The organism is Mycobacterium simiae, assembly GCF_010727605.1.
In the GTDB taxonomy this organism is placed as follows: Bacteria; Actinomycetota; Actinomycetes; order Mycobacteriales; family Mycobacteriaceae; genus Mycobacterium; species Mycobacterium simiae.
In genome coordinates this window covers 5,271,831-5,289,562 of record NZ_AP022568.1, presented here as the reverse complement: position 1 = coordinate 5,289,562, position 17,732 = coordinate 5,271,831, and the positions used below count along the sequence as shown (strand labels likewise).

At 64.6% G+C, this 17,732-nt stretch carries 15 protein-coding genes; 5 read left to right on the top strand and 10 right to left on the bottom strand.

Annotation, left to right across the window (positions count from 1 at the left end):
- Nucleotides 1–101 precede the first annotated feature (101 nt).
- Complete coding sequence (locus G6N33_RS24600; protein ID WP_044506156.1) at nt 102–1,730, bottom strand: GMC family oxidoreductase; 1,629 nt, start codon at nt 1,728–1,730, stop codon at nt 102–104.
- Complete coding sequence (locus G6N33_RS24595; RefSeq protein ID WP_155945861.1) at nt 1,727–1,900, bottom strand: hypothetical protein; 174 nt, start codon at nt 1,898–1,900, stop codon at nt 1,727–1,729. Before G6N33_RS24595 ends, G6N33_RS24600 begins: the two co-directional genes overlap by 4 nt.
- A 613-nt stretch (nt 1,901–2,513) precedes the next feature.
- On the opposite strand from G6N33_RS24595, the gene G6N33_RS24590 reads away from it, so the two are divergent.
- Nucleotides 2,514–3,122, top strand: coding sequence for an LGFP repeat-containing protein (locus G6N33_RS24590; protein WP_044506157.1), 609 nt, complete (start codon nt 2,514–2,516; stop codon nt 3,120–3,122).
- 26 nt (nt 3,123–3,148) lie between these two features.
- On the opposite strand, the gene G6N33_RS24585 is transcribed toward G6N33_RS24590, so the two are convergent.
- From G6N33_RS24585 to G6N33_RS24570, 4 genes are all read right to left on the bottom strand, one after another.
- A complete protein-coding gene (locus G6N33_RS24585) occupies nt 3,149–3,976 on the bottom strand; it encodes a DUF1906 domain-containing protein (RefSeq protein WP_044506158.1) in 828 nt (275 codons plus the stop codon).
- A gap of 206 nt (nt 3,977–4,182) precedes the next feature.
- Complete coding sequence (locus tag G6N33_RS24580; RefSeq protein ID WP_044506159.1) at nt 4,183–5,877, bottom strand: GMC family oxidoreductase; 1,695 nt, start codon at nt 5,875–5,877, stop codon at nt 4,183–4,185.
- A 319-nt stretch (nt 5,878–6,196) separates the two neighbouring features.
- Nucleotides 6,197–6,634 carry an NAD(+)--rifampin ADP-ribosyltransferase gene (arr, locus tag G6N33_RS24575; protein ID WP_408632745.1) on the bottom strand — a complete coding sequence of 146 codons (438 nt, stop codon included), beginning with the start codon at nt 6,632–6,634 and terminating at the stop codon, nt 6,197–6,199.
- Nucleotides 6,635–6,925: 291 nt separating this feature from the next.
- Nucleotides 6,926–7,645, bottom strand: coding sequence for a TetR/AcrR family transcriptional regulator (locus G6N33_RS24570; RefSeq protein ID WP_044506160.1), 720 nt, complete (start codon nt 7,643–7,645; stop codon nt 6,926–6,928).
- Between the two features lie 111 nt (nt 7,646–7,756).
- Between G6N33_RS24570 and G6N33_RS24565 the strand changes: the two genes are divergently transcribed.
- The 4 genes from G6N33_RS24565 to G6N33_RS24550 are packed head-to-tail and all read left to right on the top strand — an operon-like array spanning nt 7,757 to nt 12,616.
- Nucleotides 7,757–8,899: a VOC family protein gene (locus tag G6N33_RS24565; protein WP_044506161.1), complete on the top strand. Its 1,143-nt coding sequence runs from the start codon at nt 7,757–7,759 to the stop codon at nt 8,897–8,899.
- Nucleotides 8,896–9,834, top strand: a complete 939-nt coding sequence (locus G6N33_RS24560) for a fumarylacetoacetate hydrolase family protein (protein ID WP_044506163.1) — start codon at nt 8,896–8,898, stop codon at nt 9,832–9,834. Before G6N33_RS24565 ends, G6N33_RS24560 begins: the two co-directional genes overlap by 4 nt.
- Complete coding sequence (mhpA, locus tag G6N33_RS24555) at nt 9,831–11,414, top strand: bifunctional 3-(3-hydroxy-phenyl)propionate/3-hydroxycinnamic acid hydroxylase MhpA (RefSeq protein WP_044506165.1); 1,584 nt, start codon at nt 9,831–9,833, stop codon at nt 11,412–11,414. The genes G6N33_RS24560 and mhpA overlap by 4 nt, the downstream gene beginning before the upstream one ends.
- An 11-nt stretch (nt 11,415–11,425) precedes the next feature.
- Nucleotides 11,426–12,616, top strand: coding sequence for a cytochrome P450 (locus tag G6N33_RS24550; RefSeq protein ID WP_044506167.1), 1,191 nt, complete (start codon nt 11,426–11,428; stop codon nt 12,614–12,616).
- 249 nt (nt 12,617–12,865) lie between these two features.
- On the opposite strand, the gene G6N33_RS24545 is transcribed toward G6N33_RS24550, so the two are convergent.
- From G6N33_RS24545 to G6N33_RS24530, 4 genes are all read right to left on the bottom strand, one after another.
- Nucleotides 12,866–14,662 carry an FAD-dependent monooxygenase gene (locus G6N33_RS24545; RefSeq protein WP_044506168.1) on the bottom strand — a complete coding sequence of 599 codons (1,797 nt, stop codon included), beginning with the start codon at nt 14,660–14,662 and terminating at the stop codon, nt 12,866–12,868.
- Nucleotides 14,663–14,665: 3 nt separating this feature from the next.
- Nucleotides 14,666–15,358, bottom strand: a complete 693-nt coding sequence (locus G6N33_RS24540; protein ID WP_049918922.1) for a VOC family protein — start codon at nt 15,356–15,358, stop codon at nt 14,666–14,668.
- Nucleotides 15,359–15,370: 12 nt separating this feature from the next.
- Nucleotides 15,371–16,279, bottom strand: a complete 909-nt coding sequence (locus tag G6N33_RS24535; protein ID WP_231382402.1) for a fumarylacetoacetate hydrolase family protein — start codon at nt 16,277–16,279, stop codon at nt 15,371–15,373.
- A gap of 161 nt (nt 16,280–16,440) precedes the next feature.
- A complete protein-coding gene (locus G6N33_RS24530; RefSeq protein WP_231382403.1) occupies nt 16,441–17,676 on the bottom strand; it encodes a PucR family transcriptional regulator in 1,236 nt (411 codons plus the stop codon).
- Nucleotides 17,677–17,732 lie beyond the last annotated feature (56 nt).

Below are 17,732 nucleotides of genomic sequence, written 5' to 3'. Positions count from 1 at the left end.
GTCACGCTGGTCTCTTACAAATGATGAACCTATCCGCTTCGGGCTAGCTAGGCGTCTTCACGCTGCGGTGGGCTGCGATGAGCGGCATCATGATCGGCACCTCACGGCCGCCCCCTTTTGGTTTCTAGGCCCAGGATTAGGTCCGCTGCTTTTTCTGCGATCATGACGACCGGCGCGTTGGTATTGCCGCGGATCGTGGCGGGCATGACCGAGGCATCGACGACGCGGAGGCCTGCGACGCCGCGCAGGCGCAGTTCTGGGTCGAGCACAGAGTCTGCGGAGCCACCCATTGCGCAAGTTCCGGTGGGGTGATACATCGTTTGGCTATGTGCTCGAAGAACATCCATAAGCGCGGTGCGGTCTAGTTGATCAGTTTCTGGCAGGCACGGTCCGTTGATGAACTTCGCCAATGGTCTTTGGTGCACAATTCCGGTAACCATCTCCATCGCGGTCAGCACTGCCTGTAGGTCTGCCGGTTCGGTGTAGAAGCGGGGATCAATCAGCGGGTGGTCAGCCGGATCCGAGCTGCGCAGCCGTATCCCCCCGCGGCTGACCGGATCGATCAGTGTGACGGCGGCTGCCGTGCACGGTAGTTGTGCATGCCCGGTTCCGTCATCCCAATACGATGTCCCGGCGGCGTAAATTTGGATGTTAGGTGGTTCGCTCGCTGCCGTCGTCGAGCAGAACATTCCCGCTTCACTGACGATGGACGATAGTGGCCCACGCCGGTCCTGCGACCACTGTGCTGCTGCCTCCTCTGTAGTGACGATGTCCCGAAAATCACTGGTGCCGACTGTTGTCCAATTGAGGACCACGGTCGGATGATCCTGCAGCCCACGCCCGACATTCTTCGCATCAATGATTACCGGGACACCAATGTTGCGTAGCTGATCGGCTGGCCCGATCCCCGAGAGCATCAGCAACTGGGGCGAGGCGATAGCCCCCGCACAGAGCAGCACCTCGCGGTCCGCGCGAACGGAGTGTTCACCGGAGGCGTCATGGTATTCGACCCCAACCGCCACACCAGCCTCCACGATGATCCGGCTCACATGGCTGCCGGTGCGCACCTTCAGATTTGGGCGATCAGCAACGGGATGGAGGTAGGCGTCAGCGACCGACCATCGTTGGCCGTCTCGTTGTGTCACCTGGTAAATGCCCGCACCTGTTTGAGTGGGCCCGCTGAAGTCGGTGTTGGCGGGGATGCCCGCTGCGATGGCAGATTCAACCCACACCGGGCAAAGTTCGTGCATCCATCGTGGGTCTTCCACGCAGAGCGGCCCCTGAGTTCCGTGCAAGGGGCCGCCGAGCCGCGTATTTCCCTCCGATCGAACGAAGTACGGCAGGACCTCGTCGAATCCCCACCCTTTCGCGCCGTACTCGTCACGCCAGCGGTCATAGTCGGCGCGATTACCGCGTGTGTAGATCATCGCGTTGAGCGATGAGGACCCGCCCAGCGTTCGGCCCCGGGGTACCCGAACGGAGCGTCCCGAAAATTCTTGTGGGACAGACGTGTACATCCAGTCGTACTCAGCACCGAACATCGAATGCAGCGCAGCAGGAATGCGAATCTCGGGCGCGTCATCGGTGCCGCCCGCTTCCAGAAGCAAAACCCGCACATCGGTGGCTACCGTGAGGCGGTTGGCCAGCACGCACCCCGCGCTGCCCGCACCGACGATGACGTAGTCGTAGGGTCTGTGGCTTGCACTTCCCGTGTCGGTCGCTCTTGTCACGTCGTGGAGTGCTTCGTGGTGGCAAGCGCCCGACGCTCGATGCTGACGGCGAACAGTGGTGTCTCGGGGCGATTGTGGTCGGAGACGGCTGCCTGCCGGCCCCCGGCCGCCTGTTCGAACCTCTGACCTATTACCTGCAGTCCGTCCAGAAAGTCGTGGGTGGCAGGCATCGTTAGCCGGTTGGTGGATCGGCAACTGTTCGTGTCCACGGTGATCGCCTGTGTATGGACGAGGACCGTATCGGTCCGGACCCCTGAGGGCCTCGGCATCGCACTGCTCCAATCACTTAAGAACGGTCTTCACTGCAGCAGACCGAGAGCCCGGACGTGACTCAGCAAAAGGGGCTGTCAGTTCAGCTGGTATCTGTGGCGCCACTCACAGCGTCCGGTCGAATGACAGGATCAAACGCCACGCTACGAAGCTGCGATAGCCGGCGATTGACCCTCTGTGCGCAATTGTTGACTATTCGAGCGGGACGGTCATGACGAGTAGTGCAGCTGACTGGGTAGGAAACCGTAGTGCCTGGCGACGCCCTGCTGAAGTGCGATGAACACGGCATCCGCTACTGGCAACTCTGCAGATTTAACTCGTGCACATTGCGCTGTGCGCGACATCGATGAGTGCCACGAAACTTCCCGAGCCCGGATTTCATCGAACACCGGTGATCCCTGCTCAGCTGCTCTGGCTAGCCGTCGATGACCGCGTTGTAAGTTCGTTCGGAGTTACGGCGACCGTGATCGCCTGCGCACTCGAGTGCTTTGGTTACGACGCGAGAGGAAGCCCATGAGAACGACCACATATGCCCATGCGGCAGTCGTCGGCCTGGCCGCCGCCGCGCTAATCACTGCAGGCTGCAGCAATAGCAAGAGCGTCGACGCGTCGATGCCGCCGCACCCCGAGACGAACGTCATCTCCAGCCCGACAACCCCAGCGCAGCCCACTGCGGTGAAGCTGATCGGGGAGGGCAACGTCGAGGTGACTCTGACCGGACCGATCGCCGCCAAATATTCGTCGGCGACCGAGGATCAGAAGAAGGCTCTGGGTAAGCCGCTGACGGGTGACCGCAACGCGGGGACACGGGAGAGCGGGGTAATTTTCCAGCAGTTCCAGGGCGGCGCGATCACGGCCAAGAACGGCGCGGTCGGCACCCCCGCATATATCATTCTGGGCAAGATCCGCGAGGCCTGGAACGTCCCCCGTGCGCCGGACGGGACGCCCGCGACTACCGGCACTAACGGTTCGGCAGGTCCGCTGGGCTTGCCCACTAGTGACGTGAACAACGTCGGTGACCTACAGGTGTCGACGTTCGAGCACGGCAAGATCGAGTTCAATCCGACGACCGGTCGGGTGGCGGTGACGGTCAATGGCCAGGCTGTGCCATCCGGGCTCTAACTCCACTGCCGGCGGCGAGTTCGCCACTACCGTACCTCTCCACCGGGATGGCTCGCATGGAGGTTCCACTGGCCGCAATCGGGGGCCAAGACGTCGTTGACGTCGACTTCGAGTCCACCGACCTTTGGCCCCGGGTTAGATGCGGTGCTCACGACGCGCTGGTAGAGAACAGCGGCGGGGTGGACCTGATTGCCGGACCAGGCTCGGGTTTGCCAGAGCCACCGGCGGCCTGGTGTGCTCGAAGATCCGACAACGCCATCGGCCAGGGCCCACTGACACACCCTGACGCCTCCATAGACCCCGGTGCGCTGCACCCCTAGAACGGAGTTGATGCCGCGAAACCACTGCAGCGCAGTGCGATTCCAGGTGTCGCGATCGATGTCCTCGTCAATGGTGAAGAAAATCGGTGCACTCTGGCCGCCGCCCGCGGCGGTGTGCAGCTGCCAGGCGGTGCGCGCGTCCGCGATGCCGCCGGCGTAGCCCCGCGTGAAGTCCGACGGTGCTGACCCACCCGGCTTGCCGTATTGGTAGTTGCTGACGATCACCAGGCCCGCGGCTTTCAACGAGTCGGCGTAGGACCGGGTGATCGGCTTGGCGCCAAACGATGAGCCGGGACGCGACTCCGAAACATAGTTGACCACACCGCTATAGCCGGCAACTCGGATCTGCTGCGCAGGAATCTGGCGCGCGGCGAAGTCAATCAGTCGGGGAGGGGCGGCGGCGGCGGCTTTGGGCATGCCGCAGGCCACTGATGCGGCACCCAGACCGGCCAACGCAGCAGCGTAGCGCAGCGCGTCGCGACGGGAGACCGTTCGCAGTCGCAGATCGCTGGCCGGCGGGCGCACATTGTGCATTGCGCGATGTTAACGATGTGACTGATGTTACCGATAGACCTGCGCTAGCCGAAACGCGGTTGCATTCCCAAATGGATACCGAACGGTGACCGTTCGGCTATGCCCTCACCACGTCCGAAATGAGTCGGCGTGCTCTCGATCGAGATCGGCGTTGACGTACAAAGCTATTCATCGGATCCATATCACGAAAACGGTGAGGTAACTTGTCACCCGACTTTGCCAACGATCGCCCGTGCTGCGCGCTCGGCGATGAGCATGACCGGCGCGTTGGTGTTGCCGGAAATGATGTTGGGCATAGCCGAAGCATCGACGACTCGAAGGCCGGCGACGCGATACACCCGGCAGTCGGTGTCGAGCACTGTGGCGGCCGAGCGCGGATGACCTTGTGCGTCAAAGGCTCCCATCGCACAGGTGCCTACCGGGTGGAATATAGTCGTACCGAGTTCACCGGCCGCCTTCTCCAAGTCTTCGTCGCTCACCAATTGCGAGCCGGGAAGCAATTCTTGGGGGCGATAGCGAGCCAGGGCCGGCGCCGCCATGATCTGCCGGGTCATCCGGAGGCCGGTCACAGCGGTTCGACGATCGGTATCAGTCGACAGGTAGTTGCATGAAATCTTCGGGTTGGTCAGGGGATCGGCGTTGGCCATGCGCACGTGCCCTCGCGAGGTGGGTCGCAGATTGCAGACCGAAGGAGTAATCGCTCCGAAGGGGTGCAGGGGTTCGCCGAATTTCGGCAGCGACAAGGGCTGCACATGCCACTCCAGATCGGCACTTTCCTGCGCGGGGTTGCTCTTGGCGAAAGCCCCTAGCGTAGACGGCGGCATGGTCATGGGGCCCGATCGCAGCAGCAGGTATTGAAGTCCCATGCCCGCTCTGCTGATCCAATTGCGGTACAGCGTGTTGACGGTCGGGGCGCCCCGGACCCGGTAGATCGTTCGAATCTGCAGGTGGTCCTGAAGGTTTTCGCCCACTCCTGGCAGATCGACGGCCACCCGCACTTGATGCTGGGCGAGTAGGCCGGCCGGGCCGAGACCCGACACTTGCATCAGATGCGGCGAGCCGATAGCCCCGGCGCTCAGGATCACCTCCCGGCGGGCTCGGACATCGACGATGTTGCCACCTTTGAGCAACCGCAGGCCGGTAACGCGTTGCTGCGCCCTGGTCCACGCACCGCGACGCTGATCCTCGTGAACCTGGTCGTCCATCAGAATCCGCAGTGCCTGCGTTTGTATGTAGACGGTGAGATTGGGCCGGTGGGTGACGGGGTGCAGGAAAGCATCGGCCATCGACCAGCGGCGGCCCCGCCGTTGGTTGACATGAAAGTACGCACTGCCGGCGTTGACGCCCCGGTTGAACTCATCGATCGGGGAGATGCCTAGCTGGGCAGCGGCAGCCTGCCAGGCGTCCAAGATCTTCCAGCTCACACGCGGGCGCTCGACGCGGATCTCACCGCCGACGCCGTGCCAGTCGTCGGCGCCGCCGAAATAGTCTTCCAACTCTTTGTAGATCGTCAGCGTCTCGCCTGGAGAATCCGAGCCGCCCCAACGCCATCGATCGTCGCCGGTGGCTTGCGCCCACAGATCGTAATCGCTGGCCTGTCCGCGCATGTGGATCATCGCGTTGATCGACGAGCAGCCGCCGATCACGCGGCCCCGCGCGTAGTGAATGCTCCGGCCGGCCAGACCCGGGTCGGGCTCGGTCGTAAAACACCAATCGGTGCGGGGGTTGGCGATTGTGTATAGATAGCCAACCGGCACCTTGATCCAGAACCAATCATCTGTGCCGCCGGCCTCAATCAGGAGCACACGGCAATCACGATTGGCGCTGAGCCGATTAGCGAGCAGGCAGCCCGCGCTGCCGGCCCCCACGATGATGTAGTCGAATTCGGCAACCGGGTTCATTCTGGTATCGGTCCTCCAAGCGTCGGATGCGTGTTCTAGTGTGCGCGACGAACGTCCCGTACGCTCCGGCGGAGGCGGCCGGCGTTGAGCGGGCGAAAGGCGAGCCACCACCGGGGCACAGCACGATTGATGAATAGAAAACCTTAGTTGACCCAGTCTCCACCGTCGGATCGTCTTGTCGTACAACGGCTTTTGACTTCCACCGAAGTCATCTCGTTCGATTGGGCCATATTGTGTGGGCGCGACGTCGCCACTCCGATGATCGTGGCGGGCCCGTCCGCCTAGATAGCCTGCGGTGCGAGCTCGGTGGAGGCGGCGGTTAGTCGTAGAGCACGGCGTTTCCTTGGCGTCTGAGTTCTTCTAGGCCGGCGCGGAACTTCTCTAGGTATTCAGGAGAATGCCCGACCCAGTCGGTGACCTCCCCGACGACCTTCACGGGGTTTCGGCTGCGATAGGAATGCGTGGGGTTGCCCGGAAATTTCTTGTCGGTCACGTTCGGGTCGTCCTCGACGTGATCCTGCGGCTCCACGATGTAAACGCGACACCGGCCCGTTCCGACAGCCATCTCCGCCGCCAGGACGGCACCGTCGAGCACCTTCGTCATATAGACGTGATTCGCGACGTGCCCCGGCCGATAATTCGACGGATACCCAGGCATCAGAAAATCACCGACCCGGAGATCTGCCTTGGTGCCGTGGAAGTACGCCCCAGACTCATGCGCTATAAACCGCTCCGGTGTGTCCGCCATCTCTGCCATCAACAACCTCCCGTTGAGTGAGCTGCGGGGCGATTCTGCACCCGAGAGGGGGCCTTGCCGCAAGACCCCATCTCCGCCATATGATGGGAATGGGTTTACGCCGCCACCATCGGATCTCGGGGCAGGAACCATTTCGGGCATCACCGCAGTGCCGAGTTTGGTGGGCAGTGGTCGCTAAGGCAGCAGCCCGACCATGCCGAAGGTCAAACCCATTGAATACACACGCTGAGCTGAAGAGCTTGAGGCGCAACAACTTCCGACATCAAAGCGCACGGGCGGAAGCCTGACCGTTCAGTGGGAACCGATGTCGTCGGGCGCCACGGGAGTGGGCCAGTCGACGGGCGATTCGCGCAGTGACGAGATATCGGGCAGCGGCTTGCGGCACAGCGTACTCGCCTGTTTGGGGGTCATGCCCAGGGTCCGCAGGAGGCGTTCGGTCACCGCGTCGACGGTGGCGTCGGTGTCACGTTCGGGACGCTCCCGCAGCAGCGTGGTCAGGCCGATGAAGATGCCCCCGGCGATGGCCAAGCCTAGTTCGGGATCTCCGATCGTGAACCGCCCTTGATCGATCGCCGCGGCGATGTCGCGTCGCGCCCGCGGAGATAATCCCCGGTCGGACAGGATCAAGGAGTCTCCGTGTGCCAGCAGCAGCGCGGCCTCCTGCGGGCGGTACCGGAATAGTCGTCCGCTCAGGCGATAGTTGGTGGCAAATGCTTCGGCTGGATCCGAGATCGATCCGGTGAAGCCGTCGAGCAGGGCGCCGAGATCATCCAGGGCGTCAGTCACGGCCGCGGCGAACAGCTGCTCCTTGCTCGAGAAGTGGTTGTAGAAGGAGCCCATACCCACATCAGCAGCCTGGGTGATCTCCAGGATGGGAACGCTGAGTTTTCCTTGCGCGATAAACCCTTTCGCGGCCCGCACTAGGGCGTTGCGGGTGCGCATCTTGCGCCGTTCCAGGCGGTTGACCGGCGTGCTCGACGACTCGGTGGCATCGCGCTCGGACATGTCCATGGTGTACAGGTTATCAGTTCGGCTCATTCCTGAGGATATCGTCAGAATACTTGACTGAGCGTTTATACGTATGTGACGATTTCGTCAGATCGAAGCGAAGGAGACAGAGTTGTGGCACGGACGGTGACGCCCAAGGGCGACGGGCACACGGGTCTGCACAACGATCAGGGCGCCTTGCACGGGGAGCATCCCGGTCGCTCGAGGGATCCGATCATGCGGGTTGCCGATATCGCCTGGCTGGAGTTCGATAAGCCCGACTTGGTTCGCGCGGAGGCCTTCGCCCGGGCTTTTGGATTCGGCATCGCCCTGCGTGAACCCCACCAGTTGCATCTGCGCGGCACCAACGCCGGTTCGGCGTGCGTCATGCTGCGTCGCGGGCAGCGCACCCGGTTCGCCGGACTCGCCTTGCGCGCGGCCGACGAGGTCGACCTGGTGCGGCTGGCCGACAAAACCGGTGCCCGGCTGCAGCCGCTTCCGGAGTCGATCGGGGGAGCGGCGGTGCAGCTGACCGATCCCAGCGGCATGGCGGTCAAGGTCGTCGCTGGTCTTCACGAGCTGCCGGGCCAACCCGCTCAGACCCCGCAGGTCGTCAACACCGGGCCCGAGGACACGCGGATCAACGCCACCGTGCGGCCGCCTCGCGTGCCCGCTCGCGTGCAACGCCTCGGTCACGTCGTGCTGCAGTCCACCACCTACCTGCGCACACTCAACTGGTATCTGGACACCTTCGGAATGATCGTCAGCGACTTCCTGTTCTTCCCCCGCCAGCGCGCCCGCGGGCCGGCAATGAGTTTCATCCGCTGCGACCGCGGCACCACCCCGGCCGATCACCACACCCTCGCCCTGGCGCTCGGTCCGGCCAACCGCTACATCCACTCCGCCTACGAAGTCAGCGATCTCGACGCGCTCGCCGCCGGCGGCGAGTACCTGCGCGAACGGGGCTACCACCGATCCTGGGGTATCGGTCGCCACATCCAGGGCAGCCAATTGTTCGACTATTGGCGCGACCCCGACGGCTTCCTCGTCGAACACTTCACCGACGGCGACATGTTCGACAACACCCTCGAACCCGGCTGGGCGCCCTTCACCGCATCGGGCCTGGCGCAGTGGGGGCCACCGGCGACCAAAGACTTCCTCGACGCCGACCCGCGCGCGGCTCGCCATCAGATGGCCTCGATGCTCACCGCCCTGCGCGCGGACAACGAATTCGACTTCAACCGTCTCATCGGATTATTGAAAGTAGCGATCTTGTGACCATTTCCGTCCTCCGCACCGCCGACGGCTGGTGGGTGCAAAACGCCACGGGCGCCGCCCGCATCAACACCAGCGCCACCACCACGGCCGAACTCCTCACCGACAAAGCCGCCACCGACGCGGCCGCCGCCACCGCCGGCACTGTCGCCCTCGACGAACTGAAGCTGCTGTCGCCGGTGACCACCCCGTGCCGCGTCGTCGCCCAAATGACCAACTTCGAGTCCCACGTCATCGATGCCGGTATGGACCCAAAGACGGTGCCGCTGACCTTCTTTCGGAAGTCGTCGGCGTCCATTACCGGGCCCTTCGGCGAGATCGTCCGCCCGCCACATGTGCAGCTGCTGGACTACGAGGTCGAAATCGGCCTCGTGATCGGGCGCGACATCCCGGTGGGCACCACGATCACTGACGCGAACCTGGCCGAGTACATCGCCGGTCTGACCATCACCAATGACGTGTCCGCGCGCGACATCCAACTGCCGCAAACGCAGTTCTACGAGGCGAAGTCGTACCCGACCTTCACGCCGGTGGGACCGGCGCTGGTCCTCGTCGATCCTTCCGAGCTGGCCCGATTCGGCGACCTGCGGCTGCGGCTGAGTGTCAGCGGTGAGGAACGCCAGAATTCGGTCGTCGACGGCGACATGCTCTATCGGCCGCTCCAAGCACTGCAATCACTGACACGATTCCAAGACCTGGCGGCTGGCGACCTGATCCTCACCGGCACCCCGGCCGGCACCGCGCTGACCGCTCCGCCCAAGCCGATCGAGATCATCGGCAACCTGCTACCGCCGGCCGTCAAGTGGAAAGCTTTTTTCTCACGTCAGGCGAAGAACCCGAAGTATCTGCAGCACGGCGACGTCGTCGAGGCGTCGATTGCCACCGACGACGACGCCATCGATCTCGGTGTCCAACGGTTGGCGGTGCGCCACGCATGAGCGCCCCCAATGGCGTGCCCGCTGAGCACGTTTCGGTGGCCATTGTGGGCGGCGGTCCGACCGGTATCACCGCGGCAACGTTGCTCGCGCAGTACGGCGTGGACACCCTGGTGCTGGACCGGTGGCCGCAGGTCTATCCGCAGCCGCGCGCCGTGCACCTCGATGACGAGGTCTACCGCATCTTGGCCCGGCTCGGCATCGCCGACGACTTCGCCGCGATCTCCCGTCCAGCCCGCGGTCTGCGCTTGGTGCTCCGAAATCTGACGGTATTGGCCGAATTCCGGCGCGACACCTCGGTGACGCAGAACGGCTTTCCAGCGGCAAGCATGTTCGACCAACCCGAACTCGAGGAGTTGCTCCGCCGCAATCTCGCCCGTTTTCCGCACGCCCGGTTCCGGGGTGACGTCGAGGTCCTCGGGGTTACCGAAACCGCGGCGGCGGGTCCGCTACACCTGCGGATCCGCGACCGCATGACCAACCTCGAGTCAGTGATCAGCGCCGACTACGTGCTGGGCTGCGACGGCGCCAACAGCACGGTGCGCGGCGCCATCGGCGCGTCGATGCGCAACCTCAAATTCGACCAGCGCTGGCTGGTCGTCGACATCACCAGCACTGCCGATCTACAGCAGTGGGACGGCGTGCATCAGGTCTGCGACAGGCAGCGGGCGGGGACCTACATGCGTATCGGGTCCACGAGGTACCGCTGGGAATTCGCGCTGCTCGATCACGAATCGGTCGACGAATACGCCACCCTGGCCGCCCTACGGCCACTGATCGCGCCGTGGACGCGTCACGTTACCGACGCGGACCTGCGCGTCCTACGGGTCGCCGAGTACACCTTCCGCGCTCAGATCGCCGACCGCTGGCGGCGCGGGAACATTTTCTTGCTCGGTGACGCGGCCCATCTCACCCCACCGTTCATTGGTCAGGGCATGGGTGCCGGACTGCGCGACGCGATGAACTTGGCGTGGAAGATCGCCGCGGTCCAGCGCCGAGATCTCGCGTCCAGCATGCTCGACAGCTACGAAGCCGAGCGACGGCCGCATGCCCGCGCCATGATCACCCTGGCGCTCAACGTTGGACGCGCCATGACCTTTGGGGGCCGGCTCGGCGCGGCCACGCGCGCCGTCGTGCTGCCCCGCCTGCACCTGGTGCCTGGACTACGGGCGAAGATCACCGATTCGCAGACCCCGCCGCTACGGTCCTCGACACTAGTGCACCGCACACCGACCACCCGTCGTATCGCGGGGCGGCTCTGCCCAAACGCAGACTCGGGCGACGGCTGTCGGCTCGACGACGCATTGGGAACAGGCTTCGGCGTGATCACCACCGTCGACCTGACTCCGTCGCAGCAGGACATCGTGGCGGCACGCGGCGCCCGCACGGTCCATGCCGCCGCCGGAACTGAGCTGGCCCACTGGCTGAACCGCCATCACGTCAAGGCCGCAGTGATCCGACCCGACCGCACCGTCATGATCGCCGGCCGCAACCTCACCACCCTGTGCCGCGCTGTCCCCCTGTTCCGAGTGGACCAAATATCGGACGTCTCGCCGCGCACCGGCCCCGCCCACTACGGATAGGGATCATCCAAGTGTTTCATCGCTCCTCGGCTGTTCCGGTGTACCGGCCCGACATCTACACGCGCGCAGCGATTCTCGACCCGCACCCGCACTACCGCGCCTTACGCGAACTCGGGCCCGTCGTCTGGCTGGCCCGCCACCGCCTCTACGCCCTGCCGCGCTACGCCGCATGCAAGGCGACTCTCCGCGACGACGGCCAGTTCCTGTCCGGACACGGCGTCGCAGCCAACCCGCTGACCAACCGACTCTCGCGCGGCACCACCCTCAACAGCGACTGCGCCGACCATGACCGGCGCCGAAAACTCCTCGCGCACCGCATGATGCCCCGTGCCCTGCGCGCGCTCGGCGACGACGTCGACGCCCGAGCCCGTTCTATCGTCGAGGACGCCGTGCGCCGGCAACAGCTGGACGCTGTCGCCGATCTCGCCACGGCCCTCCCGCTGGCGGTCGTGCCAGATCTGGTGGGGTGGCCGCGCGATCAACGATCCCGCTTACTCGATTGGGGCGCAGCCACGTTCGACATCCTCGGACCGGCGAACCTGCAGGCGCTCAAGGCCGTACCGCGCAGCCTGCAAATGCTGCGCTTCGCCCGCCGCATCGTACGAGACCGAGACGTGCTTCCCGGCAGCATGGCCCACGAACTCCTCACTGCTGTCGACGAAGGCAACCTCGCCGTCGAGGAAGTGCCGCCGCTGATGATCGACTACATCGCCCCGTCCCTGGACACCACCATCAGCGCAATCTCGAATGCCATCTACCTGCTCGCTCGACATCCCGACCAGTGGGAACTGCTCAAAAGCGAGCCTTCTTTGATCCCCAACGCCGTCAACGAAGTCGTGCGCTACGAATCCCCGCTCCGCGGGTTCACCCGAAAGGCGTTGCACAGCACTGAGATAGAAGGCGTGCCCATCGCAGCCGGCGCCCGGCTGCTGGTCATTTACGCCTCAGCCAACCGTGATGAGCGCGAATGGGATGCTCCCGACGTCTTCGACATCCGCAACGACGCCGGACGCCACGTCGGATTCGGCAACGGCGCCCACGCCTGCGCCGGCCAAGCCCTCGCGCGGCTCGAGACCACCGCAATGCTCAAAGCTCTCACCGAGGCCGTCGAGCGCATCGAGATCACCGCCGAGCCGACCTGGGCGATCAACAACATCATCCACCGACACGACCACCTGCCGGTGCGGCTGATAGCGGCCTGAACTCGTCCACGATGCACGAGGCGGTCCAAAACCTGAGCTCGAGCTACCTGGAGTACGACTCATGATGCCCACCATCGAGGCAGACTATGCCTGGTGCCCACCGAGCTTCAGGTCGGTGGGATCTGAGGGAATTTGGTTGGCGTGGTGGACCGTCGCCGTCGACAACCACAGCACGCGCGAGGCTACGAGATCAGGTCGCGAGCAGCGTTCCGGTGCGGGGACGGGGCGGAGCCCAGCGGATGAGCGATGTCACGGTGCCTCCTGCAGACTCGGCACAGACGTCCGGTAGACGCCGCTCCACGCGCGTTCGATGAAGTCGAGAAGCCGATCGGCCGCTGAAACGTCAATGTCCGTGCGCCACACCACGTGTCCGTCGGGTCGGACCACAACGGCGCCGCGGTCACCGACCTCGAAGAGCTCGATTAGCGCAGCGTGATGGTCGTTGCTCGGTGCGCTCAGCGCGACCACCGCGATCGGCACCGTCAACGGAGTTTCGGCCAGAGTTGCGCTCCAGCCCTGCGGGTCGGCTGTGAACAACGTAAGCCCCGTGCTGGCGATTACCTCGTGAGTCGATAGATGTGAACCATCCTGGGTCGTGATGAACGCATGCGGCAGCCGGGCTCCCGGATGTGTAGTCGGTTGATAGAACGCGACATCGCAGTCTGGGCAGGGTCCTTCGGAGGTGTCAATGAGCGAGCTCGTGTAGGCGTAGCCGAATTCCAGGCCGGTGGCCACAAAGTGTTCCTCCTGGCCCGGTACAGCATCGGTGATGTGTTGGCGCAGTCGTCGACCGCGGGCGTCGCGGCGCAAAAGGCGTTTGGTACGCGAAGTTTGGGCATAGGTCAACGTGTCGGCGACGACCGCGACTATTCGGTCAGGCATCCTTTTCAGGCGCAGCTTTCCCGCGAGTTCGGTCGCCTGGTGCAGTGAGCGATTGGTGATGCCCAGTGGCTCGGTTACTTGGTCGAGCTTGAAGTGGTTGTTGGTGCTCTGCTCGGCGAAACGGGTGACGACGGGCCGCCGCTCGATCTCGTAGGTGTCCAGTAGCGAGTCGGATGCCCCGCTGCACAGGACCGCGGCGAGTTTCCAGGCGAGGTTATGGGCGTCCTGCACGCCGCTGTTGAGCCCGAAGCCGCCGGTGTGTGGGAAGCGGTGCGCGGCGTCTCCGACGAGCAGCAGGGGTCCGTGGCGGAACCGATCGGCGATCTGCTTGGTCATGGTCCAGGTTCCGGTGGAGCGGATCCGGTAGTCGGTGGAGCCAATAACGTTGGGCAGGACGCGCTCCCAGAATCGTCGGCTGTCACGAGCGATCAGTTGGGCCTCGTGCAGGTAGGGGGTCATCAGCACGTAGTCGTCATCGGCGTGGGCGATCATTACGCCACTGAAGCGAGGATGGTAGATCCAGCTGAGCAGCGGCCGGTCACTGCCGTCGGGGTACAGCTTGGGCGCTCGGAAGAAGACGCTGCCCATGTTGGCCAGTACCGGCCCCCGCATCGCGATCCCCGCAGCGTCGCGCAACGTGCTGTTCGCCCCGTCGGCGGCGATGATGTACCGCGGTGACGTCACCGTCGACTGAGAGCCCGCCGAGCGCAGGGTCACCCGCTCGCCGTCCATCTCGGCGCGACACCCCCGCCGGAAGTCGATCAAGTCCTCATTGTCGAGGGCATCCCACAACACCGGCATGAGCAGGTGCTGACCGATGTGCGAAATGAGGTATGGGCTGTGCGTGCGGACTTCGGCCAGTCGGTCGGGTTGGGACAACAGGTCGATCTCTCCGAGCGGGGCGGTGCGGACGTCGGTACACCAACGAATGATGTTGACCGTGTCGATCGGCGGAGTGATCGATTCCAGGGCGCGCGTCAGCGCGGGGGAGGCCCGGTTCCAGATCTCCAGGGTGCGCGCGTTGATGACATGCGCGGCCGGATGTAGGCGGGGGTCAGTGCGTTGTTCGACGACCGTGCAGGCGATATCGTAGCGGGCCAGCAGCAAGGCCAGGGTCGACCCGGCGGCGCCGGCGCCGACAATGACGAGTGAGTCAGCGTCCATGCCTCACAACGTCTTCCAGGTAATCGCTCGCTTGTTGGAGCGAGGTTTGGTGCCGGGACGGGTGCCGGCGCCGCGCGTCAGCAGATCCTTTTCAGGTGTACCCGCCCGGAGCTGTTCGAGAAGGTAGTCCGGATCGATGTCGGTGCCGATCGGGTTTTCGCTGAACTCGTCGCTGCTGAAGTATTCGGCGGTCTGCTGGGCGGTGGGGAAGTTCTCGGTCTGAAATTCCAGCCGGATTCCTTCGGGGTCCTCGTAGTACAGGCTGGTCGTGGGCCCGTGGTTGATAGACCAGACGGGAGTAATTCCATCCTTCTTCAGCCGTTCATAGGTCAGCAGTAACCTTTCGACCGAGGTGAAGGTGAATGCCAGATGGTCGAGGCCGTAGGTCTTGCGGCGCCAGCGTGACAGCGGGAAGACGTACCGGAATGGCGGGGGAAGTTTCACCAGCGCCAACCGATGGCTCTCGTGATCCCAAGTCAGGAAGGCGATTTGATTGTCTTCGTGGACGACGCGGGCTCCGAAAACGTGCCCGTACCAGTCGATCATTTCGGCGCTACGAGCGGTCTTAACCACCCAGTGGGCGATGAAATCCGGTACCAGCCGGTCGGGAAGGTCTCCGAGATCCGGCGGCTGCGAGGCGGTGCAGTGGGAACCCGACGAGTCGGAGGGTTGCAGCGGACTTGGCGTGGCGCTCAACGTGACTCCTTTCTAACTGCTCGGGGCGACGATGGCATTTCGCTGAGTGCCCAGATCGAGAGTCCCGGCGGCGTTGCGTATCGAGGCGGTGACGACGTTACCGGGACGCAGATAGGGCTTGCGCTGGTTTTGCTTGACGAATGCCGCCCACAGCTTGTCCTCGGGCAGCAGGGCGGTTGCGAGTCGGCGGACCATCGGCGGCGGCGACGTCGCCACGCAACCGTGCGGAGTGCCGGTGAGGAGCACGTCACCGGGGCTGATGTTGCAGAACTCGGTCAACTCCGTCAGGGTCTCGGCGGGCCGGTAGACCATGTTCGCGGTGCTGTCGGTCTGCCGTAGCGACCCGTTGACCTCCAGCCGTAACTCGAGGTCGTCGAGCAGGGTGAAGTCCTCGGGTTCGAGGACGGCCAGCACCGGCCCCAGCGGACAGAATCCGCGATAGCTCTTGCCCTTCAAGAACTGCCCCTGCGGCAGCTGGATGTCCCGGGCGGAGAGGTCGTTGGCGATAGTGACGCCGAAGACGTAGTCGTGCAGGTCCTCGACGGTGATCGCGGTCGGCGCGTCGACGGATCGGCGCAGGACCAAAGCCAGCTCGATTTCGTAGTCGAGCAGCGTGACGTGGGCGGGGCGGGTGACCGGATCACACGGCCCGGTGATCGCGGCGTCGGTCTTGTCGAAGAACAGGTTGAAGACGCGGTTGTCGGGGTCCATCCCGGACTCGATGGCGTGTTGACGGTAGTTGGCGCCCTGGCACATCACCCGGCACGGCGTGGTGACCGGCGCGAGCAACTCGACGTCGGTCAGCGGCACCTGACCGGGTTTGGCCGCGGCCGCCCTCCAGTCGGATTCGCCGCGTTCGATCAGGTCGGCGGTGCTCGGGTATTGCCCGATGAGTGGCGAGACGACGTCAGCTGTGACCACGCCCCATGAGGCTTGCTCGCTGTCCCGGTATCGGACGAGATGGACGACCACCGATTTCTCCACGTCTGCTCGTCGTTCGACGCGCTCAATACTCAGTCAACTGCCCGGCGACCCGCGAGCGCCTGGGCTTGAGTCCACAATCGACCGGCTCCGACTGGACCTCAGTCCAACGGTGGCACCACTGGTCGCAGAACCGCGTCACCGAGTTCGTCGGCAAGGGTAAGCGCGGCATGCAGCTGCAGGCGGCGATCGGTCGCGGGTCGACCACGAAGGTGCTCGGCGCGCTGCACGCGGTAGGCCACGGTGTTGCGCGCGATGTGCAGATCGGTCGCGGTGGCGGCCAGGCTCCTGTCACGGTCGAGGTAGTGCTTGAGGGTGCGCCGCATCGTGGTAACAGAATTCGTGTCCCCGGCCAAGTCGCCGAGTTCCCGGGCGACGAAGTCGCGGGCGGCCGGCAGGTCGGTGCTGAGCATGGCGACCAAGTCGAGGTCCTGATAGCGAAACGACCAGGCGTTGCGCGTCGACATCGCGCCGACGCGCGCCGCTTCGGCTGCCTGCCGGTGGCTGTCGCGGAAGCCCTCGACGCCGGCACCGGCCAGTCCGATCGCGAGACGCACGCCCGGAGGCGGCGGCGTGGTGGACACCACCGACTCCGGCGGCTGCGATGTCCGTGAACCCCACGCCCATACGCGCTGGGCTCCCACGGGAAGTATGAGCGTCGAGACGCACCCTGCAGCGGAAAGCGCTTCGGCGGCAGCAGATCTGAGCTGGATCGGTTCGGGGGGTGTGGTCGCACCGGTCCAGACGACCACAGCCAGGTGACAGCGGGTCAGGTCGTACCCCAGGATCCGCGTCGCCCGCTCCAGCGGCACGGCGGTGCCCTGCAGGAGGTCTTCTACGATCTGGGTGCGCAGCGCCACCGAACTGGTCAGCCACTCCTCGTGCGCGCGGGCGTACTCATCGGCCATGCGAGCGGTCAGGACGTCGACGATGCCGAACAGAGCTTCATCGATGCGCCGCATCTCGGTGAAGCTCTGCGATTCGGGCACCACGCGTTCGGCTGCGTCAAACAGCACGCCTGCGGCGGTGGCGTGGGCGATGTGAATGCTGCGCAGCATGTGCTCGATTCCGATGCCGCGCGCCACTACCTCCATTGGCCCGGTAAGAACTTCAGGGATTGCCGCGGAAGTCACGTCCCCGCCGAGCGCCAGCGCGGACAGGGCGCCCAAGGCCACGGCCTCGCAACCCTTGTGCACCTCAGCGGCGACCGTGTCCACGGCCAACTCCGGAATCGCGGCGGTGATGCTGGTTGCCATCAGTGCGCCCAGTTCGACAGCCCAGCCTGCTGGCCCGGGCCCCAGCTGCGTGGCCAGCACCTGGGCGCGTTCGGGGAGCACCGAATGAACCGGAAATACTTGGGGCACTGAGGGTTCCAGTGCAGCGAACCAGGGAC

Bases quoted from the DNA above. Each gene is read 5' to 3' on its own strand.
- G6N33_RS24545 (WP_044506168.1), bottom strand. From the start codon at position 14,662: ATGGACGCTGACTCACTCGTCATTGTCGGCGCCGGCGCCGCCGGGTCG.
- mhpA (WP_044506165.1), top strand. From the start codon at position 9,831: ATGAGCGCCCCCAATGGCGTGCCCGCTGAGCACGTTTCGGTGGCCATT.
- G6N33_RS24570 (WP_044506160.1), bottom strand. From the start codon at position 7,645: ATGGACATGTCCGAGCGCGATGCCACCGAGTCGTCGAGCACGCCGGTC.
- G6N33_RS24595 (WP_155945861.1), bottom strand. From the start codon at position 1,900: ATGCCTGCCACCCACGACTTTCTGGACGGACTGCAGGTAATAGGTCAG.
- G6N33_RS24585 (WP_044506158.1), bottom strand. From the start codon at position 3,976: ATGCACAATGTGCGCCCGCCGGCCAGCGATCTGCGACTGCGAACGGTC.
- G6N33_RS24590 (WP_044506157.1), top strand. From the start codon at position 2,514: ATGAGAACGACCACATATGCCCATGCGGCAGTCGTCGGCCTGGCCGCC.
- arr (WP_408632745.1), bottom strand. From the start codon at position 6,634: ATGGCAGAGATGGCGGACACACCGGAGCGGTTTATAGCGCATGAGTCT.
- G6N33_RS24580 (WP_044506159.1), bottom strand. From the start codon at position 5,877: ATGAACCCGGTTGCCGAATTCGACTACATCATCGTGGGGGCCGGCAGC.